Source organism: Paenibacillus sp. GQ49 (assembly GCF_059759055.1).
Genome location: NZ_JCAXEL010000028.1, coordinates 1 through 25,707, shown reverse-complemented (window position 1 = coordinate 25,707; position 25,707 = coordinate 1). Strand labels below are relative to the sequence as shown.

General features: G+C 47.9%; 22 protein-coding genes. 21 read left to right on the top strand and 1 reads right to left on the bottom strand.

Going from position 1 to position 25,707, the window contains the following annotated elements:
* Nucleotides 1–59 precede the first annotated feature (59 nt).
* The 18 genes from AC6CIF_RS29450 (at nt 60) to AC6CIF_RS29365 (ending at nt 21,898) form a co-directional block, all read left to right on the top strand.
* Nucleotides 60–947 (top strand): D-alanyl-D-alanine carboxypeptidase family protein, encoded by an 888-nt coding sequence (locus AC6CIF_RS29450; protein WP_498202531.1) that lies wholly within the window; start codon nt 60–62, stop codon nt 945–947.
* Nucleotides 948–1,218: 271 nt separating this feature from the next.
* Nucleotides 1,219–2,805 carry an MFS transporter gene (locus AC6CIF_RS29445; protein WP_498202530.1) on the top strand — a complete coding sequence of 529 codons (1,587 nt, stop codon included), beginning with the start codon at nt 1,219–1,221 and terminating at the stop codon, nt 2,803–2,805.
* 437 nt (nt 2,806–3,242) lie between these two features.
* Nucleotides 3,243–4,277 carry an LCP family protein gene (locus AC6CIF_RS29440; RefSeq protein WP_498202529.1) on the top strand — a complete coding sequence of 345 codons (1,035 nt, stop codon included), beginning with the start codon at nt 3,243–3,245 and terminating at the stop codon, nt 4,275–4,277.
* A gap of 184 nt (nt 4,278–4,461) precedes the next feature.
* Entirely contained in the window at nt 4,462–4,887 is a 426-nt protein-coding gene (locus AC6CIF_RS29435; RefSeq protein ID WP_017691444.1) for a CBS domain-containing protein, read from the top strand.
* A gap of 264 nt (nt 4,888–5,151) precedes the next feature.
* Complete coding sequence (locus tag AC6CIF_RS29430) at nt 5,152–5,454, top strand: MazG-like family protein (protein ID WP_017691445.1); 303 nt, start codon at nt 5,152–5,154, stop codon at nt 5,452–5,454.
* Between the two features lie 5 nt (nt 5,455–5,459).
* Nucleotides 5,460–6,371: a DUF2232 domain-containing protein gene (locus AC6CIF_RS29425; RefSeq protein ID WP_036612044.1), complete on the top strand. Its 912-nt coding sequence runs from the start codon at nt 5,460–5,462 to the stop codon at nt 6,369–6,371.
* 11 nt (nt 6,372–6,382) lie between these two features.
* Nucleotides 6,383–8,374, top strand: coding sequence for a DHH family phosphoesterase (locus AC6CIF_RS29420; protein WP_498202528.1), 1,992 nt, complete (start codon nt 6,383–6,385; stop codon nt 8,372–8,374).
* Nucleotides 8,371–8,814: a 50S ribosomal protein L9 gene (rplI, locus tag AC6CIF_RS29415; RefSeq protein WP_036611925.1), complete on the top strand. Its 444-nt coding sequence runs from the start codon at nt 8,371–8,373 to the stop codon at nt 8,812–8,814. The genes AC6CIF_RS29420 and rplI overlap by 4 nt, the downstream gene beginning before the upstream one ends.
* Nucleotide 8,815: 1 nt before the next feature.
* Complete coding sequence (gene dnaB / locus AC6CIF_RS29410; protein WP_036611922.1) at nt 8,816–10,177, top strand: replicative DNA helicase; 1,362 nt, start codon at nt 8,816–8,818, stop codon at nt 10,175–10,177.
* A 445-nt stretch (nt 10,178–10,622) separates the two neighbouring features.
* A complete protein-coding gene (locus tag AC6CIF_RS29405) occupies nt 10,623–11,909 on the top strand; it encodes an adenylosuccinate synthase (protein WP_091012210.1) in 1,287 nt (428 codons plus the stop codon).
* Nucleotides 11,910–12,128: 219 nt separating this feature from the next.
* Nucleotides 12,129–12,896 carry a hypothetical protein gene (locus AC6CIF_RS29400; RefSeq protein ID WP_498202527.1) on the top strand — a complete coding sequence of 256 codons (768 nt, stop codon included), beginning with the start codon at nt 12,129–12,131 and terminating at the stop codon, nt 12,894–12,896.
* A gap of 297 nt (nt 12,897–13,193) precedes the next feature.
* Entirely contained in the window at nt 13,194–14,003 is an 810-nt protein-coding gene (locus AC6CIF_RS29395; RefSeq protein ID WP_498202526.1) for a class I SAM-dependent methyltransferase, read from the top strand.
* A 486-nt stretch (nt 14,004–14,489) separates the two neighbouring features.
* Nucleotides 14,490–16,022, top strand: a complete 1,533-nt coding sequence (locus tag AC6CIF_RS29390) for a peptidoglycan DD-metalloendopeptidase family protein (RefSeq protein ID WP_498202525.1) — start codon at nt 14,490–14,492, stop codon at nt 16,020–16,022.
* A 247-nt stretch (nt 16,023–16,269) separates the two neighbouring features.
* Nucleotides 16,270–16,992 (top strand): response regulator YycF, encoded by a 723-nt coding sequence (yycF, locus tag AC6CIF_RS29385; protein WP_017691453.1) that lies wholly within the window; start codon nt 16,270–16,272, stop codon nt 16,990–16,992.
* Nucleotides 16,992–18,842 (top strand): cell wall metabolism sensor histidine kinase WalK, encoded by a 1,851-nt coding sequence (walK, locus tag AC6CIF_RS29380; protein ID WP_133386401.1) that lies wholly within the window; start codon nt 16,992–16,994, stop codon nt 18,840–18,842. The genes yycF and walK overlap by 1 nt, the downstream gene beginning before the upstream one ends.
* Nucleotides 18,826–20,106, top strand: a complete 1,281-nt coding sequence (locus AC6CIF_RS29375) for a YycH family regulatory protein (RefSeq protein WP_498202524.1) — start codon at nt 18,826–18,828, stop codon at nt 20,104–20,106. The genes walK and AC6CIF_RS29375 overlap by 17 nt, the downstream gene beginning before the upstream one ends.
* Before the next feature lie 235 nt (nt 20,107–20,341).
* Nucleotides 20,342–21,085, top strand: coding sequence for a two-component system regulatory protein YycI (gene yycI, locus AC6CIF_RS29370; protein ID WP_047841111.1), 744 nt, complete (start codon nt 20,342–20,344; stop codon nt 21,083–21,085).
* A gap of 6 nt (nt 21,086–21,091) precedes the next feature.
* Entirely contained in the window at nt 21,092–21,898 is an 807-nt protein-coding gene (locus tag AC6CIF_RS29365; protein WP_036671861.1) for an MBL fold metallo-hydrolase, read from the top strand.
* Here the strand turns inward: AC6CIF_RS29365 and AC6CIF_RS29360 are convergent.
* Nucleotides 21,867–22,079 (bottom strand): hypothetical protein, encoded by a 213-nt coding sequence (locus AC6CIF_RS29360; RefSeq protein WP_036611899.1) that lies wholly within the window; start codon nt 22,077–22,079, stop codon nt 21,867–21,869. The two genes, AC6CIF_RS29365 and AC6CIF_RS29360, sit on opposite strands and share 32 nt — an antisense overlap.
* Nucleotides 22,080–22,796: 717 nt before the next feature.
* On the opposite strand from AC6CIF_RS29360, the gene AC6CIF_RS29355 reads away from it, so the two are divergent.
* From AC6CIF_RS29355 to AC6CIF_RS29345, 3 genes are all read left to right on the top strand, one after another.
* Entirely contained in the window at nt 22,797–24,074 is a 1,278-nt protein-coding gene (locus tag AC6CIF_RS29355; RefSeq protein ID WP_498202523.1) for a S1C family serine protease, read from the top strand.
* Between the two features lie 300 nt (nt 24,075–24,374).
* Nucleotides 24,375–24,899, top strand: a complete 525-nt coding sequence (locus AC6CIF_RS29350) for a hypothetical protein (protein WP_498202522.1) — start codon at nt 24,375–24,377, stop codon at nt 24,897–24,899.
* A gap of 275 nt (nt 24,900–25,174) precedes the next feature.
* Nucleotides 25,175–25,342 carry a CxxH/CxxC protein gene (locus AC6CIF_RS29345; RefSeq protein ID WP_017691462.1) on the top strand — a complete coding sequence of 56 codons (168 nt, stop codon included), beginning with the start codon at nt 25,175–25,177 and terminating at the stop codon, nt 25,340–25,342.
* Nucleotides 25,343–25,707 lie beyond the last annotated feature (365 nt).

Below are 25,707 nucleotides of genomic sequence, written 5' to 3'. Positions count from 1 at the left end.
AAAAAGTGCAGACAAAATGCCTCTTTACTTCGTCTATATAGGTAAGAGGTGATCATCTTATGAAAAAATGGTGGAAAAGGGCAGGTATGCTGCTGGCTCTCTTGCTTATTATATATTTGGGTGTGAAACCGGACATGCTGGTAGGTAAACCGGGAATTAAAGCTGAATCTGCGGTATTAATGGATATGAATTCTGAACAGATCTTAATGGATTATAACGGCTCCGAAGAGATTGCTCCGGCAGGCGTCAGTAAGTTGATGACAGAACTGTTAGTAATGGAGGCCGTGATCAATGGTGATATAGGCTGGAATGATCTTGTTAATGTGAGTCTGTATGCCAGCTCCGTGGGGGGCAGTCAACTGACCCTGAAACAGGGAGAGCAATTCACCGTTCAGGAGTTGTTCGAGGTCGTAGCTGTCTATTCAGCCAATGATGCAGCGGTTGCTCTGGCTGAACATATCAGTGGTACAGAGCAGAAGTTTGTGCAACAGATGAATCAGAAAGCAACTCAGATTGGACTTTCTGAGGATACACAATTCACGAATTCAACGGGCCTCAGTGAAAAGTTGCTTGGTCCTAACCGTCCGATGGAAATACAAGGGCAGACCTTAATGACGGCTATAGATGCATGCAAGCTTGCGCGATATCTGCTGAATAACCATCCCGAGATTTTAAGAATCTCCAGTCAAATGCAAGTATCAATGCATCAAAAAGGGATGTACATGAGTAACACGAACTGGATGTTGTCCTCTATTGGTGGACCGTATGCTTATGATGGGAATGACGGATTGAAGACCGGGTACGATGAAGATTCCGGATATCATTTTGTGGGGACAGCTGAACGTGATGGCAAAAGACTAATTTCAGTTGTATTTGGAACAGATACTCGTGAAGGGCGTTTTGTGGAGACACGGAAGTTATTCAACTATGGGTTTTCGGGAAACTGAGTCCGACCAGATTATTGAGGCATTACGCAAGCGGTAGTACGTTAGATAAGATATGAGGGGCTGTCCCGCAGGTGCGACTGAACCTGTGGCAGCTCTATTTTATCGAATCAGAGGTAAATTGAGCCATATATCCATATTATTAAATTGACATATGGTTTTCTTTTGTTTTAGAATGACCAGTGAGTCATTATTATTCAATTCAGTTTAATATATATGTACCAAACCAACTGTACGATACTGAATTTATGATCTGATCGGGAGGTAATATGTGATGCAAAAACAAATGAAATGGCCGCTAATCCTGTTTGCCATAGGGGTATTTATGGCTGCGCTGGATAACGGGATCATCACCTCTTCACTGACCACCTTAAATGCATCATTTGGTGTGTCGCCAACATGGGGAGCTTGGACGGTTACGCTTTACACGCTTGGGCTTGCGGTGAGTGTACCTATTGCAGGCAAACTGTCGGACCGTTATGGTCGCAAGAAACTATTTCTGATTGAAGTGGCGTTGTTTGGGATCGGGTCCCTGCTCGTCGCGCTGAGCACATCGTTTACCTTTTTCCTGATTGCTCGTGTCATTCAAGCTTTGGGCGGTGGGGGGATTTTTATCATTGCCAGCTCATATGTATTAAGCAAGTTCCCGGCGGAGCGACAAGGTACAGCCTTGGGTCTGCTCGGAGGGATGAATGGTGTTGCCGCTATTTTGGGACCCAATGTAGGTGCTTTTATACTGGATCTTACGGGCAACTGGCATTGGTTATTCCTGATCAATGTACCTATTGCCATTCTGCTATTCATTGCAGGTATTCGATATATTCAGGAAGAGCAGGAACTGAATCGTGCAGCAGTGGACTGGAGCGGTATTGCTGTCCTAACGTTGGGTGTACTCAGTTTAATGTATAGCTTCAGCAATCTGGACGGTGTGAACATGCTTCAAAGCTTGGGATCACCGATGTTCTACGGTTTCTTCTTGGCAGGTGTGATCATTCTGGTGCTCTTTTACTTCATGGAAAAAAGGCTGGAAGGATCTGAACGTGAACCTGTTGTATCGACACAACTTCTGGGCATTGCGTCCTTTCGCTGGACGCTGTTGATTGCCTTTTTCTCCGGAGCCATTCTGGCCTCGGTGATCTTTATTCCCGGATTTGTTGAACAATATCTTGGCGTATCCAATACAGCTTCCGGGTACTGGTTTACTCCGCTCGCGCTGGCATCTGGCATCGGGGCAGGTGGAGGTGGATACCTCGTTGACCGCAAAGGGCCAATCTGGACGTTATCTGTTGCGGGGCTGCTATCTGCCGTTGGATTCCTGCTGTTCCCGCTATGGGTGGAGCATATCTGGCAATTTGTCATCGCGAGCACACTCGTAGGTATCGGCTTCGGCATGATGCTTGGTGCGCCAGTTAACGTACTTGTCACGGAACAGGCGGGGGAGAACAACAAAGGCATCGCGGTAGCGACCAGCTCGTTATTTCGCCAGATGGCGATGGCTATTGCACCTACGATTTTCGCTGGATTCCTGGCACGTTCTTTCATTAATCTGGGGTCCAACATTCAGGCAGGATTCGCTGACAAAGGAATTCAGGTGCCGCCTGAAATGCTGGAGCAATATGCCTTGGGTGGAGCAGCAGGGAGTGATGTATCCAGTCTGACAGAGGGTCTGTCCCAGATTCCTGATGCAGGTATCCGTGATGTGTTGCTCCAGGCAGTGCATCAAACGACAGGGCAGGGTTACAATGGCCTTTTCTGGTCTGCGGTGGTATTCAGTGTGCTTACGCTGGTAGCTGCGCTTATAACGGGACGTCTGCGTCAAAAAGAGAAGAGCCAACATGTGGAAAGTATATCCACAAACTGATTCGATAACGTTAGAAATGAAGAGAACAGTGCACCTTTTGTATCTAAAAAGGAGTCGCTGTTCTTTTCAATTTAACCGGATTGTAACTTTTCTTGCTCCTGCAATGATTACAATAGAACGAGCGTAAGCGGTGTCTTGATTCCAGAGAGAGAAAACTTCAGAGAACACCGAGTCACAAGGCAACCCAGACGTTTAATTGGTATTATATAAGTTGAACGAATCGTTACACTTCATCACTGCGAGTTCAGAATAACCTTCCGATCGCTGTTATCCCCAGATTTTTTTAAATTACCTTTAATCAAAAGGTAAAAATCCGTGATAAAGGCGAGCGCTACGCTTTTTCAGGTTTTTTCTGACCTCTCCGTTATTAGTGTAAATATTAGATGAAGCTTATATAGTAGGCAGTATCATTTTGATAGTGAAGAAGGAATTAATGGATGAAAAGCAGAACTAAAGATAAGAAGAAGAAAAGAAGAAAAGGCCTATATATAACGCTCGTTTCACTTGTTGTTTTGTTAATCGGAGGTTATTTGTTCCGTCAACAGCTGGCTGTAGCGGCATTTGATCTGTTTCTCGCCGGTTCAGTAGAAGATCAGCTATCCCGCTCTTATGTACCGCAAGAAGGCAACAATACGCCTGATCCAACGGTATACCGTAAGGAACCATTCTCCGTGTTACTGCTCGGTTCGGACAAACGCGCCTATGAGAAAACGCGAGGACGTTCGGATACCGTCATCTATGCTGTAGTACGTCCGAAGGAATCCCGTGTGCTGTTGGTATCCATTCCACGTGATACGTATGTGCAGATTGTAGGACGGGATGCCAACAAGGACGGCGTAGATGATTATGATAAGCTGGCGCATGCCTATGCTTTTGGTGGAGAGAATATGTCCATCAATACGGTGGAGAAATTCCTTGATGCTGATGTAGGTTATTATGCAACGATCAACTTCGATGGAATCAAAAAAGTGGTTGATGCGCTCGGTGGAGTAAAACTGCCAATTGATGAGGACATTGTGAACAAAAACCCGGATCATGTGCAATTCACGATTGAGGGTGGTAAGCCGATCTATGACGGCCAGGAAGCACTGTATTATGTAAGATACCGTGAGGATAGCGATTTTAATCGTACCAAGCGGCAGCAGATTTTCCTGAACGCGATGGCGAATGAGATGCTGAATTTGAATCAGATCGCCAAAATTCCAGAATTGATTCAGATCATGGGAGACAGCTTCCAGACGGATATGCGAGCTTCTTTCATTATTGATCTGGCCAAACAAGTGCTTACTCAGGAGAAACCGCAGATTTCAAGCTTCACCATTATGGGTGAGGGGATGAAAAAAGATGGTATCTATTATGGTCAGGCTGACGAGAAAGATGTCCAATATGCCAAAGAGCTGATTAACAACTGGATGGATCAATCGACCCCAGCCGGTGAAGTAATGATCCCTGACCGGCAAAAGATTGAATAACCAATTCCATACCAATGATGTGTTGTAGACCACAATCAGCAGTACGTTTATTCGCGGGCTGCTGTTTTTTTTCTTTGTAGTGAGAACTATTATCCTTTTGGAACATCCTGCGTTCTGATCCGTATAATATAAGTTGAACGAGATAAGTTGAACGAAGAAATTCACAAGGAGGATACACAAGGGTATGAACATCGCATTTTTTTTGCTACCCAAACAAGAGGTTACGTGTGTGACGTCGGATTCTACGCTGCGGCAAACGTTGGAACGAATGGAATATCATCGTTTTACGGCGGTACCCATTTTGAATAAAGAGGGCAAATATATTGGTACGGTTACCGAAGGCGACTTACTGTGGTATATGAAGAATGCCGAGGGAAAGATTTCATTTGAAAACGCTTCAAAGTTCTTGCTCAAGGATGTTCCCCTTCGCTTGGATATTAAACCTGTATCGATTAACGCCAACATGGAGGACCTGATTAATCTGGCTAAAGTTCAGAACTTTGTTCCTGTGGTCGATGATATGGATCGGTTCATTGGTATTGTCAGACGGAGTCAGATTATTGAGTACTGCGAGGGCATTGTAGCCAAAGAATCGATCAAGGCCAAGTAAGGCTGTTACGAATTTAAACATTATTGTGTCATTAGGGATAATCACAGCCGTCCGGTATCATGTTAAACTTAAGAAGTCCTAAACCAGGGGGGCATTCGAAGTTTTTTACAAATATATAGGTCGATAGGATGTACGGAGGACTCCGCATAAGTACCTGACATCAGTTTCGGAGAACTTCTCCGCTTTTTGGGGTAATTTTGCGGGCCCTCTTTTTATGCTATAATCGAGAATAAAGCTTTTTCGGGGGAGAGTGACTTTCGCCAAATGCCTAAAGAACTGGATGTAGCCAAACGCGCTAAAGTGATTGAATGGCTGAAAACCGAAGTACTTGATCAGGTATCCCGATTATTCAAGGCGTTATGGGAAGGCAGTACAACTCGAATCGGGGACAGTCTTGCCAGTTTGATTATGAGTAGTTACATATTGGGCCGCAGGCTCGGTATTCCTTTCAAGGATCTGGATGCACTGCTAGTGGAGAAGTTGAAAAAGCATAAACAGGAAGGTCACCAGCTTGAAGACTGGTACCAAGATATTTCCGCGCTAGAAGATCATATGCGTAAGAGGTGAATTTGTTGAAATTTAGCTTTAAATCAGCTGTTTGGAGCGCAGTCTATCTGCTCTTGCTACTTTCGCTGTTAACTCCTTTATCGGTACTTGCCATATTTTTTATGATGATTCCGGGAGTTATTTTGTATGCTTCATTATCTTTAAAATCATTTATATGGCATCTCGTGCCCGTAGCCGTTATTTTGGTCGTATTCCACCCCATCTATCTGTTACTATTACTCATCTTTACCCTGCCTGCGATCGTTATGGGTCACGCGTATAAAACACGCAAATCAGCCCTGTTCGCCCTGATGGCGGGAAGTGGCATGATGTTGGCAGAATACTTGTTGTTGCTCTTGGTCGGTAGTGTCATTTTCCAATTCGACCTGTCCAGTTATATTGAAGATGTGGTCAAATTGACCATTGAACCGTTAACCAATACATCAAATCAGATGATCAACGGGTTTGCATGGACACCTGAGATGACCGAGGATGTAGCCAAACAAACACAGCTTATGATTCCGTTTGCTCTCGTTGTCACGTCGATGGTCATGGCCTTTATTACACACGCCATTGCTCGTCCAATTCTGAACGTGATGGGTGTGGTGGTATCGAAGCTTCCACCAGCGAGAGAGTGGCGTATGCCGCGTGCGTTGATCTGGTATTATTTCCTTGCTCTGTTGATCGAAGTGATCTCCAGACAAAGTGATGGAACATACTGGACCATGATTGCCATGAATCTGTCGCCGTTAATCAATCTGGGCTTCATGATTCAGGCGATCGGTTTCTTCTTCTTTCTCTCACATACAAAGAAATGGAATCCGGTTATACCATATTTCCTGGCGGCTGCGGTCTTCTTCATTGGTCCGCTTCGGATTATCGGAATTATCGATCTGGCGTTCCCGCTTCGTGAGGCAATATCGAAATCAAAACGATAGGGTGATGAGTCATGCCTAAATTTCTGAAGAAACGCTGGCACGGCTACTATACCGTATGGGCGTTCATACTGCTGCTGTTGCTCGTTATGTTCGTTACAGTTTATAACTGGACGCTTGGTTTGATTAGTCTGATACTGGCTTCGGCGCTGGGAATCGTCATGATTAAGGCGGAGCTCGCGTTCCGCCGTGAGCTTAACGACTACATTAATGGCCTATCTATTCGAATCAAACGGATGGAGGGCGAAGCGGTCAGCATGCTTCCATTCGGAATTGTGCTGTACAGCGAAGATCGTACGGTAGAGTGGCATAACCGCTTTGTCGCGGAGATGTTCCAGGAGAAGACAATGGTGGGTAATCCGTTACTCAATTTGTTTCCCAAACTTCCTCAGCCTAAAGAGAAGAAGGATGGGACAAAGGAACATTCATCCAAGGAGTTCCATGACGAATTCCAATTGGATGATCGGCATTATGGAGTTATTCATAACCCGCAGGAGCGGTATGTATATGTATACGAGATTACGGAGCTAGCCATTCTTCGTGATAAATATGAAAATGAACGCCTTGCATTGGGCATTCTCGTTCTCGATAATCTGGACGAGGCTGCCCAAGGCATGGACGATCAACAGCGTACAGCGCTGATTGCCCGAGTGACTAGCGAGATTACATCATGGGCCAAGCAGTACGAAGTGTACCTGCGCCGGCTGTCTTCTGATCGTTATCTGTTGATGCTGAATCATAAGTCTTTGCAGGAACTGGAGCAGAGCCGATTTGTCATTTTGGATGAAGTTCGGGAGATGACTGCTGACCTCAAAGTGCCAATGACACTCAGTGTCGGACTGGCGTTTGGTTCGGATAGCATCAGCGAGATGGGAGAACTGGCACAGTCCAGTCTGGACATGGCACTTGGACGCGGTGGTGATCAGGCTGCCGTGAAGTCCGGACAACGTCTGTCTTTCTATGGCGGTAAGTCTAACGCAGTGGAGAAACGGACACGGGTAAGAGCACGTGTTATTGCGCACGCGCTGCGTGATCTCATGCAGGAGAGTGATCGGGTGCTCATCATGGGGCACAAAATTCCGGATATGGACGCGATCGGCGCATCCATCGGCGTATGGAAAGCGGCCAGTCTGTACAATGTGGAAGCACGAATTGTTCTGGATGGAATTAATCCATCGATTGAACGCATGATGGAGCAAGTGAACAAGGACGAGAAGTTGTCAAAAGCATTTGTATCACCGGAACAGGCAACCCAGATGATGACAGAGCATACGCTGCTGGTTGTGGTGGATACACATAAGGCCTCCATGACCATGGAGCCAAAACTGGTGCAGTCTGCAACCCGTGTCGTCGTTGTGGATCACCACCGTCGGGGTGAGGAGTTCATCAATGATGCTGTGTTGATCTACCTGGAGCCTTACGCGTCCTCAGCTGCGGAACTGGTAACGGAGCTCTTGCAATACATTCATGACAAGGTACAGTTCACTCCGCTCGAAGCTACGGCTCTACTTGCCGGAATTACGATGGATACGAAGCATTTTGCACTGCATACTGGGTCCAGAACGTTCGAAGCGGCAGGCTTCCTGCGTCGTAGCGGTGCGGACACCATTATGGTCCAGCGGTTGATGAAAGAGGATCTGTCAGAATATATTGCTAAGGCAGAAATCATAAAGCATGCTAAAATGGTATATGGAAACATTGCGCTGGCGGTCACGGACCCTGGCAGCAAGATTTCACAGATGATGATTGCCCAGGTGGCGGACACATTGCTGAACATGACTGATGTAGCTGCTTCATTTGTTATCAGCGAGCGTCCGGATGGATTGATTGGCATCAGCGCGAGATCGCTGGGGCGCATGAATGTTCAGGTTGTCATGGAACGACTGGGCGGTGGTGGACATTTGACGAATGCTGCCGTGCAGCTTGAAGGAACGCTTGGAGAGGCAGAAAAACGGCTGACGAACGTACTGGCTGAAATCGAAAAGGAAGAGGGGCTGTTCGAATGAAAGTCATTTTTATAAAAGATATGAAGGGTCAAGGCAAGAAAGGGCAAGTGAAAGAAGTATCTGAGGGTTACGCACAGAACTTCCTATTGCCACGGGGAATCGCACGTCTGGCAACGGACGGCAACATGAAGACACTGGATAACCAGAAGGCGGCTGAAGAAAGACTCAAACAGGAAGAGAAAGCGGAAGCGGAAGCACTTGCGAAAAAGCTGGAAGCAGAAGTGACTGAACTGAAAGCGAAGTCCGGCGAAGGTGGTCGTCTGTTTGGCGCCATTACCAGCAAACAGATCGCAGAAGCTTTGTCTAAAAAGGGTCTGAAAGTAGACAAACGCAAAATTGAGCTGGACGAGCCTATTCGTACACTCGGCGTAACACAAGTAACTGTCAAGGTTCACCCTGAAGTGAAGGCAACCTTGAAGGTACAGGTAACGGAAGAGTAAGATGGGCGGAGAAATGTTATTCGACCGGATTCCCCCGCAGAACCTGGAAGCCGAACAGGCCGTGCTGGGTGCAATCCTGTTGCAGGGCGAGGCCCTGATTACAGCGATGGAACGGGTGCAAACCGAGGATTTCTATGATAAGCCCCATCAATTAATCTTTGAAGCGATGATCCAGCTTGGTGAGGGAAATCAACCGATTGACCTCGTGACACTGACTTCGCTTCTGAAGGATAAAGGTGAGCTGGAGGACATCGGGGGCGTTAGTTATCTGGCTAAGCTAGCCCATGGTGTACCTACAGCCGCGAACGTAGACTATTACGCTCAGATTATCGAAGAGAAATCGATGCTGCGTCGCCTGATTCGTACGGCAACACAGATCGTGAGTGAAGGATATACAGGCGGCGAAGATGTTGCAGCGATGCTTGGAGAAGCTGAACGTCGCATTCTGGAGATCTCCAACCGTCGCTCCAGTAGTGGTTTTATAGCCATTCAGGACGTACTGATGGAAGTATTCGATCGTGTGGAAACACTTCATCAGAATAAGGGTACAACGACAGGTATTCCGTCCGGGTTTATCGATCTGGACAAGATGACTGCCGGATTCCAGCGCAGTGACTTGATCATAGTAGCGGCCCGTCCTTCCGTAGGTAAGACGGCCTTTGCCCTGAATATCGCTCAGAACGTAGCCATTCGGGCCCAGGAGACGGTAGCCATCTTCAGTCTGGAGATGTCAGCTGCCCAGCTGGTGCAACGTATGATCTGTGCGGAAGCCAACCTGGATGCCAGCGTGATGCGTATGGGTGACTTCAAGGGTGATGAAGACTGGCAGAAGCTGACGATGGGTATTGCAGCTTTGTCAGAAGCCAACATCTTCATAGATGATACGCCAGGGATTACCGTAGCGGATATTCGTGCCAAATGCCGTCGCCTGAAGAAAGAGAAAGGCCTTGGCATGATCCTGATCGACTATCTTCAACTGATTAGTGGACGTGGTAAAGCAGGGGAGAACCGTCAACAAGAGGTATCCGAGATTTCACGTACACTGAAACAGATTGGCCGGGAACTGGAAGTTCCGGTTATTGCCTTGTCCCAGCTGAGCCGGGGTGTAGAGCAACGTCAGGACAAACGTCCGATGATGAGCGACTTGCGGGAATCGGGTTCGATCGAGCAAGATGCCGACATCGTAGCGTTCCTGTACCGGGATGACTACTATAACCAGGAGACCGAGAAGAAAAATATTATCGAGATCATTATCGCTAAACAGCGTAACGGTCCGGTAGGTACGGTAGAACTGGTCTTCCTGAAAAACTTTAATAAATTCGTCAATTACGAGAGGGCACACAATGATGCCTTCGCGATGTAATGGGCAGGTGCTGACGGCTTCGATTAAGAAGCCAAAATCGTCTGTCCCGAAGATCAACCATTAGAGCAACTGAACTCAAACATGTGTTATAAATACCAGATATAGATTCACATTGAAATGGGTATCCTTGAACCGGTGATAGCAGTCAAGCAAGCTTGGACTGAAGTCTCCGGTTTTTTGTGTTGAAATAATGGGTAAATCCCGAACATTACGGTTGTACTATATCTAATTGTTCGCCATTTGATTTGACTTTGAAAAAGGGTACTGGTACACTAATACTGCTGCGTTAAAGCAGCGCAAACCTTCCCTTGAATGTAACGGAAGGACATTTTTACTGTCCGTTAGCACGCTTCTCAGTCGGTTTATTGCGTAACACGCCTGCCGGGATAGAGGACGGACAGACCAATACAAAGGTGCGCAAGGCACCCACGGAGGAATGTTAACTATGTCAACGGTAGTTGTAGTGGGAACGCAATGGGGAGACGAAGGAAAAGGTAAAATCACGGATTATTTGGCGGAGAGCGCTGATGTGGTGGCTCGTTATCAAGGTGGTAACAATGCGGGTCATACAATTCTGATTGATAACAAAAAATATAAACTGACGATGATTCCATCAGGGATTTTCTACACGGATAAAGCGTGTGTTATTGGTAACGGAATGGTTATCAACCCGAAGGCACTCATCGAAGAAATTAACTATATTCATGACAATGATTTTACAACGAAGAACCTGTCCATCAGTGAGCGCGCACATATCATTCTGCCATATCACATGGTGTTGGATGCTCTGGAAGAAGAGAGCAAAGGTCCGAACAAAATTGGTACGACTGGCAAAGGAATTGGCCCATGTTACATGGACAAATCAGCCCGTATTGGTATTCGGATGGTTGACCTGATGGATGCTGAAGATTTCGAACTGAAACTGCGTCATCTGGTCAAAGAAAAGAACCGTGTCATCGAGCAAGTCTACGGCGGTCAGCCTGTTGATGTGGAAGAGATTCTGCAAGATTACCTCGGATATGCTGAAATTCTGCGTCCTTACGTACGTGATACATCCGTTGTTCTGAACGAATATATTGATGAGGACAAAAAAGTATTGTTTGAAGGTGCACAAGGCGTTATGTTGGACCTTGATCAAGGAACTTATCCATTTGTTACATCATCCAATCCGTCCGCAGGTGGCGTATGTATCGGTTCTGGCGTAGGACCGGCTCGTATTCAGCAAGTCATTGGGGTGGCGAAAGCTTACACAACCCGTGTAGGAGATGGCCCATTCCCTACGGAATTGCATGATGCAATCGGTGACCAAATCCGTGAGACTGGACATGAGTACGGTACGGTAACTGGACGTCCGCGTCGTGTAGGTTGGTTCGATAGTGTTGTTGTTCGCCACGCGCGTCGTGTCAGTGGAATCACAGGTCTGTCCCTGAACTCTCTGGACGTAATGACAGGTCTGGAAACCGTAAAAATCTGCACAGGATACAAATTCCGCGGCGAAGTTATCACACACTATCCGGCAAGCCTCAAAATGCTGGCAGAATGTGAAGCGGTATACGAAGAGATGCCAGGCTGGAGCGAAGATATTACTGGAGCGAAGAAACTTGAAGACCTGCCAGTGAACACACAGAATTATGTAAAACGTGTTTCCGAACTGACAGGCATTCCAATTGCCATCTTCTCCGTTGGACGTAACCGTGAGCAAACGAATCAAGTTCTTCCAATCTACGAGTAATCGAAGATAGAGAGATTGTTTCTTGAATTATAAAATAGAATCCTCTGCCGACTAGGCATTTTAGGCCTCCAGTTGTTGCTTTTATAGCGATGACTGGAGGTTTTTTGTATGTTTTTCGGATATAATCCCGAGATTTCCGTCAATACTGGTTAACAGTAGAGTTACAGACCCCGACATGCGCATGTTAAACGGGTGGGATAATCGGAGGGAGAGAACGGAATGAAGTTGCTTGTGTGGTTTGTCAAAATCGTGCTAACCGTGTTGCTGGTCAGTTCACTGACACTGCTCACGACCGGATTAATTGTACAGTCATATGCGAAGTCGCTCCTCGCAAGTTTCAATATTCAGTGGGAAGGTCAACCCATGGGGTTAACCGCTATGTTCCAAGGTGCCTTGGGCGGTAAAACCAGTGAAGGGAACAAATCAGGAAATGGGACGACAGACCAGCCGACAGGAGCGGACGAAGAGCAGGTTCCGGAAGACGCTGTTTCAGTTATGGGGAATGGGACAGAGAGTGGTCAATCTGGCGTAGATGCAGGCAACGATGAGTCCCAAGGGAGCGGCTCAAATGAGGGCACAGGGGAAGGTTCAGGTACAGATACGACCGTAGGATCAAACTCAGGCACAAGTGCAGGTAATGGGACGGATACCGGAACGGGTAATGACTCAGGAACAGATCAGGGTAGTGGTTCAGCTTCAGGCAATGGAACCGGAGCGGCCAGCGGCGGTGCTTCTTCAGGCAATGATGCCATTGTTGTATCACCGGATGACATTACTGGAGCGAAGGACAAGCTGCCAGCAGAGGAGAAAGAAAAAATCTTCAGCCTGCTCATGAACAAGCTGCCGCAGAAAGAAATGCAGCAGATCTCAGGCGCCATGGAAGGTGGCCTGACGGAACAGGAATTACGTGAGATTGAACAGGTGATCTCGAAGTACCTGACCAGTGAAGAGTACGACAACCTGATGGAAGTACTGCAAACGGAGTAAGATGATAGGCAGGCAGGGAAGACAGGCGTGCTCATAGACGTATCGCCTGATTCATAATGTAATGGACTTGTCGATGGTGATTGAATATAATCTATTTAAATAAATACTGGAAATTGTATAGCCTATTCAGGAGGGAACATCGTATGAAGTATAAAGGTAAAGAACACGACATATAAAAACGTTCAGGCAACATTGCAGAAACCTCCAGTTCAATTCGTGGACCTCCGTTCATAGGTGCTTTCAAGAGAACCGATGGACTTGTGTTTCCGAATACACGAATTGGAGGTTGTATTGAACATGAACTTATATCATTCTAATTCAGAACCATCAGTAAAAAAGTTTGTCGAGGCAACAAAAGAGCGATACGAGCAAGGGCTGCAAGAGGTGGAGCAACCGTTTAGTGGCTGGGATTTTAGCTATGTAACAGGGAGTGGGCGACTCCAGAGCGGAATATTGCCTTGGTCATATGGAACGATGGCGCGCCGATTGATGAATCAGACAGAACGAATGCTCGACATGGGGACTGGTGGAGGAGAAATGCTGTCCAGACTTCGCCGCCTTCCTCCATATACATGTGCGACCGAAGGTTATCTCCCCAATATACCGATTGCAGAGGCACGTTTACAGCCGCTCGGTGTGAAGGTGTTTCCGGTGACTGATGATTCGCATCTCCCTTTCGCAGAAGGGGAATTTGATCTGATTCTTAATCGGCATGAGTCGTATGATGAGCAGGAAGTTAGGCGGATTCTATCCGCAGGAGGACTGTTTCTGACTCAACAGGTAGGTTGGTCAGATTGCAGGGAGATCAATGATCGGCTCGGCATTCCTATGCCAGCCGATTACGCTGAATGGGAACTGGATCGTGCTGTTCTTCAGCTGGAACAGTGTGGATTCCGTATTCTGGAGCAACGGGAAGCAACTCCCGCACAACGTTTCTATGATATAGGCGCACTGGTATATTATCTAAAGACCATCCCGTGGCAAGTACCTGATTTCAAAGTGGAACAGTTCCGTCAGCCGTTAATGGATATTCATATGGAGATGGAGCAAAATGGATTCTGGGAAGTACAGCAGAAGCGATTTGTAATTCTTGCAGTCAAAGAATAAAGGCATAAAAGTTAATTTCTATTGTGGCATGAGATGAGATCCAGTTTAAGATAAACCACAAACAGGTTGTTTACGAAATCCCTTATCAGAGTTGATCTGGTGAGGGATTTTATATGTATTTTTATGAAAAATAAAGCATATTTCACTGGGTCTTAGAACCTAGTCTTAATTTGCGAACAAAAGTACATAGTACAGCGGATGTTGAGGCATAATGGGTGATGGATCAGCCATAACATCTTATGGATAATACAGGGAAACCAAGCGTGGCGTGGCTTTGCGGTGTGACGTGTAGAGTTGAAATGAGTGTAAAACCTGTGTTAAAGTATACGGGTGTGATAAAAGGTTAAAATTTTGACACTTTTACGAGCGCAGCTAAAGTCCTGATTTTGCGGACACCCAATACAAGTATCAACGAGCATGGGACAGACACGATGGGTGATGTCTTGACAGAAATGCGAACTGAGAAGTGCTGAAAAGGAGAGAATCATGAAAGGTTTCAGAGGCATACGCCAACCGGGCAAAGACCGGGTACACGAACAATCCGGGGAACACCGGACGGCCGAAGACAAAAACAACATGAGCATGTCCACCTTCAGTGTGAATAAGAAGCGCGTTCTGGCCTCGCGCAAATGGATCATTACAGCAGCATGTGGTGTATTCATCGCAGCATCGCTTGGGTTCGCAGGCAAACAATATGTTACTGCAAACACCGTACCATACTATAAAGTAATGGTTAAAGGTAGCGAGATTGGTACCATTGCAGATGAGGCACAATTACAACAACTATTTACAGACAAAACTGAGGAATATCAACATAAATATCCGGATGCAGAGATGGTGCTGAACACGGATGGCATCACAACCGAAACGGTAAGAGCGTACAAACCTGAAGTGAACAGTGACGAAACGCTGGACAAACTGGGTGACATGCTGACAGCCTACGCCAAAGGTGTTGAGCTCAAGGTAGACGGTGAAGTCATTGGTATTGTGAAGGATCAGGCAACAGCGGATGCAATTCTGGAACAAGTGCAGAGCAAATACATATCGGCATCGGCTGTGCGAAGTTCGCTGAAGACGAAGTCGGTATCGGCTAATTCCTCGAAGAAAAACGAGGGACCAAGTACAACCCTGAAATCGGTAGGCATCAAGGAAGATGTAGCGACGGATGTGGTGAAGGCTGATCCAAACAAAATATGGGATGTGTCCGAGGCGGTTAAAGCATTAACCGTCGGTAAAGACGCGCCTGTAACTTATGTGGTTCATGAAGGAGATACGATCTCTTCGATTGCAGCCAAGTATGAAATTACACAAAGTGAGATTCGCCAGCATAATCCGGGCATCAAGGAAACGTCGCTTCAAATTGGAGACGAACTGACCTTGACCGTTCCGAAACCAGCGGTAACCGTTAAATCGGTTGAACAAGTGGTTGAACAGATTGAGATTAAACCACAAGTGGAAGTACGCAAAAGTGCTGAGTTGAAAGCAGGTACCACAAAAGTCGTGCGCCCAGGACAAAGTGGGTTGAAAAGCATGCAGTATCGTATAACCAAAGAAAATGGTGAAGTGGTTCAGGAAGAGTGGCTTGGTCAGGAAGTGATTAAAGCAGCTGTAACTGAAGTGGTCCTTAGCGGAACCAAAGTTGTTGGCGAAGGCACGGGTGAATTTGCTTGGCCGGTATCCAATGCAACGATGAGCAGCAGCTTCGGACAACGCTGGGGTCGCCAGCACAAAGGTGTCGATCTGGTAGGTAACCGTGATGTGAAGTCAGCCGATGAGGGCGTGGTTACTTTTGCAGGGCAGAAGAGTGGTTATGGCAATGTCATCATTATTAACCATCGTAATGGATACGAAACATTGTATGGTCATCTGGATAGTATCGGTGTGAAGGTTGGACAAGTGGTTGAAAAAGGGGAGAGCATCGGCGTTATGGGTAACACAGGTCGCTCGACCGGGACACATCTGCACTTCGAGATCCTGAAGAACGGCACAGCGGAGAATCCGATGACGTATTTGAACTAATATAGGGTAAAGTGAGAGCAAGGTTGGCTATAATGCTGGCCTTGTTTTTTGCTGCTGTAAAAAATTTTCAGATGAAAGACCTTCCAAGCCCCTGATCGGGATGTGACGGTGCTTCAGGTATGTTAAACTATAGAGTATAAACAACAAACTAGAGAAACAAATCAAGCAGGCTTCGTACAAGCTAAACATAGAAGAGAGATATAAACGCTAACGCGGATTAAGCAGGATATAGGGGTGAACTTAGCCGATGCAGGGGAAGATTTTGGTGGTGGACGATGAACAGCCCATCGCGGACATTCTGAAGTTTAATTTGGAAAAAGAGGGGTACGAGGTCATCTGTGCATTTGATGGCATTCGTGCGGTTGAACTGGCGTTATCCGAGAAACCGGATCTGATGCTGCTGGATCTGATGCTCCCGGGCAAGGACGGTATGGATGTCTGTCGTGAGGTGCGCGCTCATCTGGAGATGCCAATCATTATGCTTACCGCCAAAGATGGCGAGATCGACAAGGTGCTCGGACTGGAACTGGGTGCGGATGATTACGTGACGAAGCCGTTCAGTACGCGTGAGTTGCTTGCACGGGTGAAGGCACAGATGCGCAGACGGCAAAAGCTTGCGATTACGGCAGAAGCGCACGAAGACGAAGAGAAGCAGGTCATGCGGCTATTTGATCTGGCGTTTGATATGGACATGTATACGGCTTACAAAGGCGGGGAACCGCTCGATCTGACCCACCGTGAATACGAACTTCTCTATTATATGGCGAAGCATTCCGGCAAGGTTATGACACGGGAACATCTGCTGCAAGCGGTATGGGGATATGAATATTTCGGCGATGTACGCACCGTGGATGTTACGATTCGTCGTCTGCGTGAGAAGATTGAGGAGAATCCAAGCAAACCGGAAACGATTCTGACACGCCGCGGGCTCGGTTATCTCGTGCGCAGTGCCAAAAGCGTGGGGATATAATGGGCCGATTCGCGCGATTCTCGTTCTTCCGAACGATTCAGGCGAAATTGATCATTATCTATGTACTGCTGATTCTGATTGCGATGCAATTGATCGGGGTTTATTTTGTGAGCGCGATGAAGAACTCACTAACGAGCAATTTTACGGAAGACTTGCAGGCGCGTGCGGAAATGCTGTCGGTTCTCGTGGGGGAGACGATGGCGGGTGGAGAAGCAGAGGCGGGTGAGGACAAAACGGAAAATCTGCGTGTGCTGGTGAACAACCTGTTCAACATTAACGGTGCCGAGATTCAGGTGCTGGATGCCAGCGGCAAGGTACTCACGACCTCGCTAAGTTCACATTCGGATTATGTGGGGCGCAAAAACACCCAGACCGTCGTCAGCCGTGCGCTGCAAGGCATTCGGGATAATGAGGAATATATCGTGGACGAGGATAATGTTCGCAAAAAGGTCGTCGCCAAGCCGGTGCTGTCTGGCGGCAAGATTATTGGTGCGGTCTACATCGCGGCATCCATGAACGAGCTGTATTCCACGATGGAGGGAATCAACAAAATCTTCATCTCTGGCATTCTGATTGCCCTGGTGTTAACGGCGGTGCTTGGCGTGATTCTGTCTCATACGATAACGCAGCCGATTAAGGAAGTGACTCGGAGAGCGACAGCGGTCGCAGAAGGTAACTTTGATCAACAGACACCTGTATTTGGCACGGATGAGATTGGTCAGCTCAGTCGGGCTTTTAACTATATGACCAGTAGGCTTCGGGATGCACTTTCACTGAATGAAGAGGAAAAGGAGAAGTTGACCTCCATTCTGACGAATATGAGTGATGGTGTGGTGGCTACGGATGAGTATGGTAAAGTCATTCTCGTAAACCGTCGTGCCAGCAGCATTCTGGGTATGCATCCTGCGGATATTGAAGGAAGACACTTTGCCATATTACTCGGCATTGATCCGGAGGATGCGGAAGCCCTCGCGAGTGGTTTCACAGGTTCAACTTTGCTGCAGATTGCACCCGCAGGACAAGAAGAACCTGTGGTCATTCGGATGACGTTCACACCAGTTCATCGACGTGAACGGGGGATCACGGGAACCATTGCCGTACTTCAGGATGTTACCGAGCAGGAAGAACTTGAGGCATCCCGGCGTGAATTTGTAGCCAATGTATCCCATGAACTGCGCACACCACTGACTACGATCAAGAGTTACGCGGAAGCACTGGATGACGGTGCATTGGAAGATCCGCAGCTTGCCGGTCGTTTCGTAGGTGTTATTCAGAACGAGACGGAGCGAATGATACGACTGGTTACGGATCTGCTGCATTTATCGCGGCTTGATTCCAAAGAGGCTTTGCTACGGAAACAGCCAACTGACATTCTGGAAATGCTGGAGGAAGTGACGGATCGATTCTCGTTCCAGATGCATCAGAAGGATATTCAGCCTGTATTATCTGTGGAAAATGATATTCCGGCTGTCCCGCTGGATCGTGATCAGATTGATCAGGTGCTGGATAATGTCGTATCCAATGCGCTGAAATATACATTGGAAGGCGGCACCATTACGATTGCGGCTAGACGCAGTGATGAACACGCACTTGCCATCTCGGTATCGGATACCGGAATGGGTATCCCACAGCGCGATCTGGATCGCATTTTTGAGCGGTTTTATCGGGTGGACAAGGCTCGTTCCCGCAGTATGGGAGGCACAGGGCTAGGACTGTCCATTGCCCGGGAAATTGTGAAGGCACATGATGGAAGCATCTCTTTGGATTCTGAGGTAGATGTGGGAACGACAGTAACGTTCACACTGCCGATGCGTGAGAAAGGGGGTGAGCACCGTGAAGGAACGGATTAAATCCTTGGTGCTTGCTGCCCTTGTTGTAGCCAGTCTGGTTCAGAGTTATTTTCTGATCTACCGTTTGCCCGGAGGCGGGGATTCCATTGTGACGTCAGAAACGAACTATGTGAAGACGGAAAATATGGGTCAGGAACGCAATATTGAAGAATTGATCTTCCCTGATCAGATGATTATTCATCTGGGTGAGGATAAACATACGGTGTTTTACCCTGGCAATACGTTCTATCAGTTAATCTATTCGCGGTTACAGGGGCGGGCGTTCGATGATTTTCAGCGCCGCAGTGTGCAATCGGTGAACTGGGATCAGATTCGCAAGGAGAACCCTGGGTTTGAGCTATCGTTCAAAGAAGGTATTCCCGTAGCATTGTTACAGCGGGTGATGAGGCTTGGGACGGATTCCTTGTTCCAAGGGGAGACCATTAACCGAATCTCGATCTATACGTCCAAAAATGAAACGAAGGCCCATGCGCTGTTCTTCAGCGCCAAGGGAGACGTGGTATACGAAGCAACGCAGGCGGACCTGACAGTACAAGACGTGCAGCAGCATGTTGACTTCGGTACGAACTGGACGCCATATACGCTGATGGATGGCGGGTATTATATCCCGGCCGAAGCTCTGGAGACGATTGAGGCAGATGTGCCGACAGGGCAGTTCACGGTTGAGCAAATGCAGCGTAGTCTGTTTTTCGATCCAAGCATGACCCGGAATATCCGGGAAAAAGATGGATCGGAGATCTACACGGATAGTAAACGTAGTCTGCAGGTAAAACAGGAACAGCGCTGGATCAGTTACACCGATCCGGCGGCACCGCCTGCGGGACAGATTGATCCCGCGAAGGATGCGTTGTCTGCGGTTGATTTTGTGAATCAGCATGGTGGCTGGAAAGGCAGGTCACGCATGATGCTGGAGACCGCTGACAGCAAGACGCAGCTTGAATTCCAGCAGTATTATGGTAGCTATCCAATTATGGATTCCATGCAGTTCCGCTTTGGCACGATCAGTATGGAGATGCAGCAGGAGACGGTATCCAGCTATGAGCGATCACTGGAATACCTGAACGAAGGTGCAGAGACGAAGAAATCGGTAAAGTTACCTGGCGGAGAAAAGCTGAAGGCTCTTATTAAAAAGGTCGCAGGTGAGAATCGCCAGGTTGTGGACGTGTACCCGGCATATCGTCCTTCTTCGATTGAGGACGGACTAAAGCTGATTCCGGTATGGGTGATCCGATTCGGAAATGGGGAGGAAACCACCGTTTCTTGATGGGTTGTAGGGTAATGGAGTCATTCGATATCCGAGCGAGGTGTAAGGTCACACGATAACGGAGAGGGCAGAAAAAAGCTGGAGAAGCGAAGCGTTCGCCTTTATCGCCGGATTTCTCCCTTAGGAAAAGGGAATCAAGAAATCTGGGGATAACAGCGATCGGAAGGTTGTTCTGACCGCGGAGTGGGCCAGTGTGATATTAGTTGCTTTTATCAAATGGACGGAGGTGAATGTTTTGGATTGGGGACGGGCGAAAAATGTGTTGATCTATGCCTTTCTGCTGCTCAATCTGGTGCTGGGATACCAGATCTGGATGGATGCGCGGGAGACGGCCGGAGCCAATCTGGACTTCACCTCACTGGCAGATAATACACAGCAGGCGATGGAAGAGAAGGGCATTCAGGTGCTGGCTCCGATTCCAAATGAAACGCCGAAGCTGCCAAAGTTGTCCTATGAGTTCATTGAAGAGGACAGGGCTGGCGTGGATATGGAACTGGAACAGCCTGTAGATAGCAAGCTGATCTTCTCGCAGAGTGAGCTGGAAGATGCATTAGAGCGTGAGATTCCACAGATCGGGACATACCGGCTGGATCAGCTGATGGCCGAGGATGGGGCTTTTGTGCTTCACCCACTGGTGGATGGCAAATGGCCGCTCTTCAATGTGAGTCTGGAGTTATTCTACAGCGACCAGAAAATAACGGGTTACCGTCAAACTCCAGTGCGGATTACGACCGCAGAGGAGAGCGATCAGCAGGTGCTTCCGGCGTCGAAGGCGCTGGGAACGCTGATCGAGAACTTTTTGCCAAATGATGCAATTGTCAAAGATATTCAGCTGGGCTATTATGGCCAGTTGTTCAATTCAGATATACAGGTAGCGATGCCGGCATGGCGGTTCGTGCTGGAAAGTGGCGAAGTGTTGTACGTGCAGGGCATCAGTGGGGATGTATTCAGTCCCAAGACAGACAAACCAGGGGAGTAATGCGTTATGGGGATATATTTTACCGTGTTATCCAGCGGTTCGACAGGTAATGCCACAGTCATACAGCATGGGGGTACCTCTCTCATGATTGACGCGGGTCTTAGTGCGAAGCGATTGGATGCACTGTTTCAGGAAAGGGAGATTTCTGGGGCAGAATTGGACGGGATTCTGGTTACACATGAACATTCCGACCACATTAAAGGACTAGGCGCGATGTCTCGGAAATATAATTTACCAATCTACGCGAATCTGAATACGTGGGCGGCACTGGAGAAGTCGGTTGGGGCGATTCCAGAGGAAAACCGGAGGGTATTTGAGACGGGTGAAAAGCATGATTTTGGGTCACTGCGCGTGGAATCCTTCGGGATCTCGCATGATGCGGCTGAGCCGGTAGGGTACACATTCGATGATGGTACGGAGAAGCTGTCTGTTGCAACGGATCTCGGGTACATGAGCGACAAGGTTCGCGATGCGATCTCCGATTCTGACGTGCTGGTGCTGGAGGCGAATCATGATGTCGAATTGCTGCGTATGGGGCGTTATCCATGGAACACCAAGCGCCGGATTTTGAGCGACATTGGGCATTTGTCGAACGAAGCGGCAGGGGCAGCGCTTAGTGAACTGATGAACGGACGCATCAAGCGCACGTATCTGGCACATCTTAGCCGAGATCATAATATGATGGACTTGGCAAAAATGTCGGTGCGCGACGCGATGGAGAGCCGTGGATGTTTTTATCGGGATCATGAGTTCAAACTCTGTGATACGTATTACGACCGTCCTACGCCATGGGATAGGGTGGGTGAGCCATAAAGCTGTCCAGTTCGGCGGCTTTGCGCTCGACTTCCTCGCGGGTTAGGATGCCTTTATCAATAAGCAGTTCAATGATGGTGCTGAGTGCAAGGGTATTGCGATAGTGTTCTTCCTTGAGATCGGCCAGCTTGGCCGCCATATGAACTTCATCCATGGCTGTGAGTGTACGTGTGCGATCCATATATATCCTCCTCTATGAAGCTTCGAATTGTCTTTTACTATTATTGTAGTCAGGCTTGATGGAAAACATTCCTCTTTTTGCCGCTAACATTTGTGTGATGAGACGTGTATGCTGAACCTGTGACTATGCAGGGGTGAAAAAGTTCTTCAAATTTGCCCAAATGGCGCTTAGCGGACCGGATTTTGTGGTGATAGATACTATGGACCTTTATTGTTAAGCGCGTTATAGCGGAAATTTGCTTTAATTTTCGTGAATATGCAACTTTTTGTGATTTGACGTGTTTAGTATATGAGGAGCATTGTGATTTTGGCTGTTTTGCGTGTGAAATGGCATGTCATAGAATGCGAGAGCATGATTGATTGAGTCACTGACAGAATGGCGTGTCCGTTCTGTTGTACATAGACGTTGTATCCTGATTTGATGCCGGGATGCGGCGATATGCAAGACCATTTTATTAAATTGCAAAAAAGCATGGGAAACCGTTGGAGTCTTCACGTAACGAAGACGACAGAAGAAACCTGAAGAAACAAAGTGTTCGCCTTTAGGAACAAATTTTTACCTTGGAAGAGGGGATCAAAAAAATTTGTGAGTAACAGCGATCGGAAGGTTCGTCTGTTGGCGGAGTGGTGTAACGTAAGAACACCATCGTTGAACCATGCGACAACTTAGGCGGCAGTCAGGGTCTTGATGCGTGACAACGAAGGGGAGAGGATCACGATGGGATTGTTTGGAGACGATTTTTATTCAACCAAAGTATCAAGACGCGCCGAACCTGAACAGAAAGGCAAACTTCAGATCATCCGCCCTGGAGGCAGAGCACGTGGACGTGACCGCTGGAGCAATCCGCGCAGATCGCGTACGGGAATCAGTTCCACAGTGAAGGTAGCTGTGATTAGCTCGGTGATCAGCTCCATCGTGACCGTCATGCTGTTTAGCTTCATCACACAGCCCGCTTCGTTACCGCTGGCTAATACTACAGGCAACGGTGGTGGAGGCGGTGCACAGACAGCGCAGGCAGCTGATCCATACGATCGGATTATTCAGGCAGCAGCCCACGTTCGTCCTTCTGTGGTGAGCATTGTGAACCATAAAACGGGTAGTAGTCTATCGATGGAAGATTCGGCGCTGGGCTCAGGGGTCATTTTCAAGAAGGAAGATGGCAAGGCATATATTATGACCAACCACCACGTTGTGGAGGGTGCGAGTGATCTGGAGATTGTGACCGTAGATGGGGAGACACATAAGGCAAAGCTGGTCGGCAAGGACCGTGTGAGTGACATTGCTGTATTATCCGCAGAAGATAAAGGGCTGGGTGCGGTTGCGGAGATCGGCGATTCCAGCAAACTTCAGCGTGGTCAAACGGTGCTGGCGATCGGGAACCCGCTCGGTCTGGGCGGTACCCTGACATCCGGTATTGTCAGTTACACGGATCGTATTCTACCTGTATCGATCAATCAGGACGGGGTGTACGACTGGGAGCAAAACGTGATCCAGACGGATGCGGCGATTAATGAAGGTAATAGCGGTGGTGCTTTGGTCGATCTGAACGGCAAAGTGGTCGGCATCAACACGATGAAGATCTCGGATACGGGCGTTGAAGGTCTTGGCTTCGCGATTCCGATGAACGAAGTGATGAAAACGGTAGATTCCCTGCTACTGAACGGCAAAGTTTCTCGTCCATACCTAGGCGTGTACACGGTTGATCTGAGCAACCCTTATGCACCACTGGATGACGAGCAGCGCAAGGATCTGAAGCTGCCATCTCATGTGGACAGCGGTGTGGTTGTGCTGGAAGCATCCGGTCCGGCATCCGAAGCAGGTATGAAGCTGAATGATGTCATTACGGAGTTTGACGGGCAAAAAATTACCTCCACGCTGGATCTGCGGAAATATCTGTACGATTCGAAGAAGATTGGGGACACGATTGAAGTGACCTTCTACCGGGATGGCAAAGTGGAGAAAGTATCGGTGAAGCTGACGGATAAACCGGAGTAAGGGAAGATCAACGAGCGAGCCCACACTGTTGCGTGGATTGAAATAGGGAATGCTAGAAGAGTGATCAGATCAACTGACCACTCTTTTTTAGTTATTATGGGTGGACGTGTTCGTTCGACAGTAAATGAGTAGATTAACCATTTATATCTTCCCATGATTAGTTAGACCCGGAGCCAAAGGAGCAGATACATCAGACTAGGGCTGTGGTAAACTGTTGTCAATATGTTGGAGACGGTCGCTGATGCAATAACATCTGTTTGTCGATCATATTTTTATTTCAGAATGGAAGGGGTATTTATAATGAAACATTTGAGGAAAAAGATGCTTGGGGGAACGAGCTTGGCGCTGTCACTGTTTGTGCTGTCCGCCTGTGGATCTGAGGTAGCTACGACAGGAGCATCTGTAGATACAAGTGCTCTGCAAGAGAAGATTGCAGGGCTTGAGAAGAAACTGGTGGAGCAGGGAGCCAAGAGCGTTGAGCAGGAGCAAAAGATCGCAGCACTTGAGACCAAGTTGAATGAGTTGAGTACAAGTGTGATTGCGGTAGGTGAGGCTGGTGGTCAAACGCCTGTAACATCGGGAAACAACGGATCGGCCGGGAAAGGCGACGGGGTGCTGATTACCTTTGCCCAGTATGAGAAGCTTGAGGTTGGCATGTCGGTGGAAGATGTCATCGAGATCCTCGGCGGTGAAGGTGAAGCGCTGAGTGAAGCGGAGAATATGGTGGTTTACAACTACAAAGGTACAGCCGGCAATGGTGCCAATGCGGTTATTGCTTTTCAAGGTGGGAAGCTGTTGACGAAGGCGCAGTCGGGATTGAATTAAAACGAGTGTGGAGCAAGATTCATTCACTATGTGAAATGGATTGTTAATGTTACAGGGGCATTCTTTTCGTGGTACCGTGGAGGTATCTGGAAGGGATGCTTTTTGTGTTCTTTTACGGCGAATGGAGAGGTTTGGTGGAGGATGGGCACGATAAATTAGGGCTGGGGGTTTCTTTTCGGCGGCAGGTGTGATAGAACTGAGAAGTGGCTATCCTGTAATGGGATAAGCGGTTGTGAATCGGGAACATAGCTGGTTACAGAAAGGATGCTTAACGGATGTACGTTGTATGCAAAGAACACGTGGACATTGCCATTGACATGTTTGTCGATGAGTATGAGGACGCTCCAGATATTGTTGATCTGAAGGAGACGGAATTTGCCGACTGGGACCCGCCTGCGAAATGCGCCGAGTGCGAACAGCATGCGGAATTCCTCGTCGTTTAGCGTACTGTAGGACTTAGACGGCTGGAGGCGTGACTTAAGGTGGCGCTTCGGGCTGACTTTCCATCCGGTATGAACATCACAGCAAGAAACCAAGGAGAGCGTGATGAGCGCTCTTTTTGTCTTTGTGGGGGAATGAGTGGTTGTTAGGCAGCGTGGCGTTGGCGAGGGTTGTGGGGGATGACGGTGGAGTAGGGGAGAGTAATAGGTAAAGTTAGTTAGGTGCGGAGTTCCGAGTTGGGAGTGAGCTAGGTTGTAACAAGCGTGCAAGGTGTGTAGGTAATAGAATGGAAGTCTGGGCATGGGTGAAAGTGACGTTGGGTAACAGCGATGTGGGAGGAACGTGGGTGTAGACCGGCCGAGTAGCT

Bases quoted from the DNA above. Each gene is read 5' to 3' on its own strand.
- AC6CIF_RS29395 (WP_498202526.1), top strand. From the start codon at position 13,194: ATGAACTTATATCATTCTAATTCAGAACCATCAGTAAAAAAGTTTGTC.
- AC6CIF_RS29355 (WP_498202523.1), top strand. From the start codon at position 22,797: ATGGGATTGTTTGGAGACGATTTTTATTCAACCAAAGTATCAAGACGC.
- AC6CIF_RS29445 (WP_498202530.1), top strand. From the start codon at position 1,219: ATGCAAAAACAAATGAAATGGCCGCTAATCCTGTTTGCCATAGGGGTA.
- AC6CIF_RS29405 (WP_091012210.1), top strand. From the start codon at position 10,623: ATGTCAACGGTAGTTGTAGTGGGAACGCAATGGGGAGACGAAGGAAAA.
- dnaB (WP_036611922.1), top strand. From the start codon at position 8,816: ATGGGCGGAGAAATGTTATTCGACCGGATTCCCCCGCAGAACCTGGAA.
- AC6CIF_RS29440 (WP_498202529.1), top strand. From the start codon at position 3,243: ATGAAAAGCAGAACTAAAGATAAGAAGAAGAAAAGAAGAAAAGGCCTA.
- yycF (WP_017691453.1), top strand. From the start codon at position 16,270: ATGCAGGGGAAGATTTTGGTGGTGGACGATGAACAGCCCATCGCGGAC.
- rplI (WP_036611925.1), top strand. From the start codon at position 8,371: ATGAAAGTCATTTTTATAAAAGATATGAAGGGTCAAGGCAAGAAAGGG.
- AC6CIF_RS29350 (WP_498202522.1), top strand. From the start codon at position 24,375: ATGAAACATTTGAGGAAAAAGATGCTTGGGGGAACGAGCTTGGCGCTG.
- AC6CIF_RS29420 (WP_498202528.1), top strand. From the start codon at position 6,383: ATGCCTAAATTTCTGAAGAAACGCTGGCACGGCTACTATACCGTATGG.
- AC6CIF_RS29365 (WP_036671861.1), top strand. From the start codon at position 21,092: ATGGGGATATATTTTACCGTGTTATCCAGCGGTTCGACAGGTAATGCC.
- AC6CIF_RS29360 (WP_036611899.1), bottom strand. From the start codon at position 22,079: ATGGATCGCACACGTACACTCACAGCCATGGATGAAGTTCATATGGCG.
- AC6CIF_RS29435 (WP_017691444.1), top strand. From the start codon at position 4,462: ATGAACATCGCATTTTTTTTGCTACCCAAACAAGAGGTTACGTGTGTG.
- AC6CIF_RS29345 (WP_017691462.1), top strand. From the start codon at position 25,175: ATGTACGTTGTATGCAAAGAACACGTGGACATTGCCATTGACATGTTT.
- AC6CIF_RS29450 (WP_498202531.1), top strand. From the start codon at position 60: ATGAAAAAATGGTGGAAAAGGGCAGGTATGCTGCTGGCTCTCTTGCTT.
- AC6CIF_RS29390 (WP_498202525.1), top strand. From the start codon at position 14,490: ATGAAAGGTTTCAGAGGCATACGCCAACCGGGCAAAGACCGGGTACAC.
- AC6CIF_RS29430 (WP_017691445.1), top strand. From the start codon at position 5,152: ATGCCTAAAGAACTGGATGTAGCCAAACGCGCTAAAGTGATTGAATGG.
- walK (WP_133386401.1), top strand. From the start codon at position 16,992: ATGGGCCGATTCGCGCGATTCTCGTTCTTCCGAACGATTCAGGCGAAA.
- AC6CIF_RS29400 (WP_498202527.1), top strand. From the start codon at position 12,129: ATGAAGTTGCTTGTGTGGTTTGTCAAAATCGTGCTAACCGTGTTGCTG.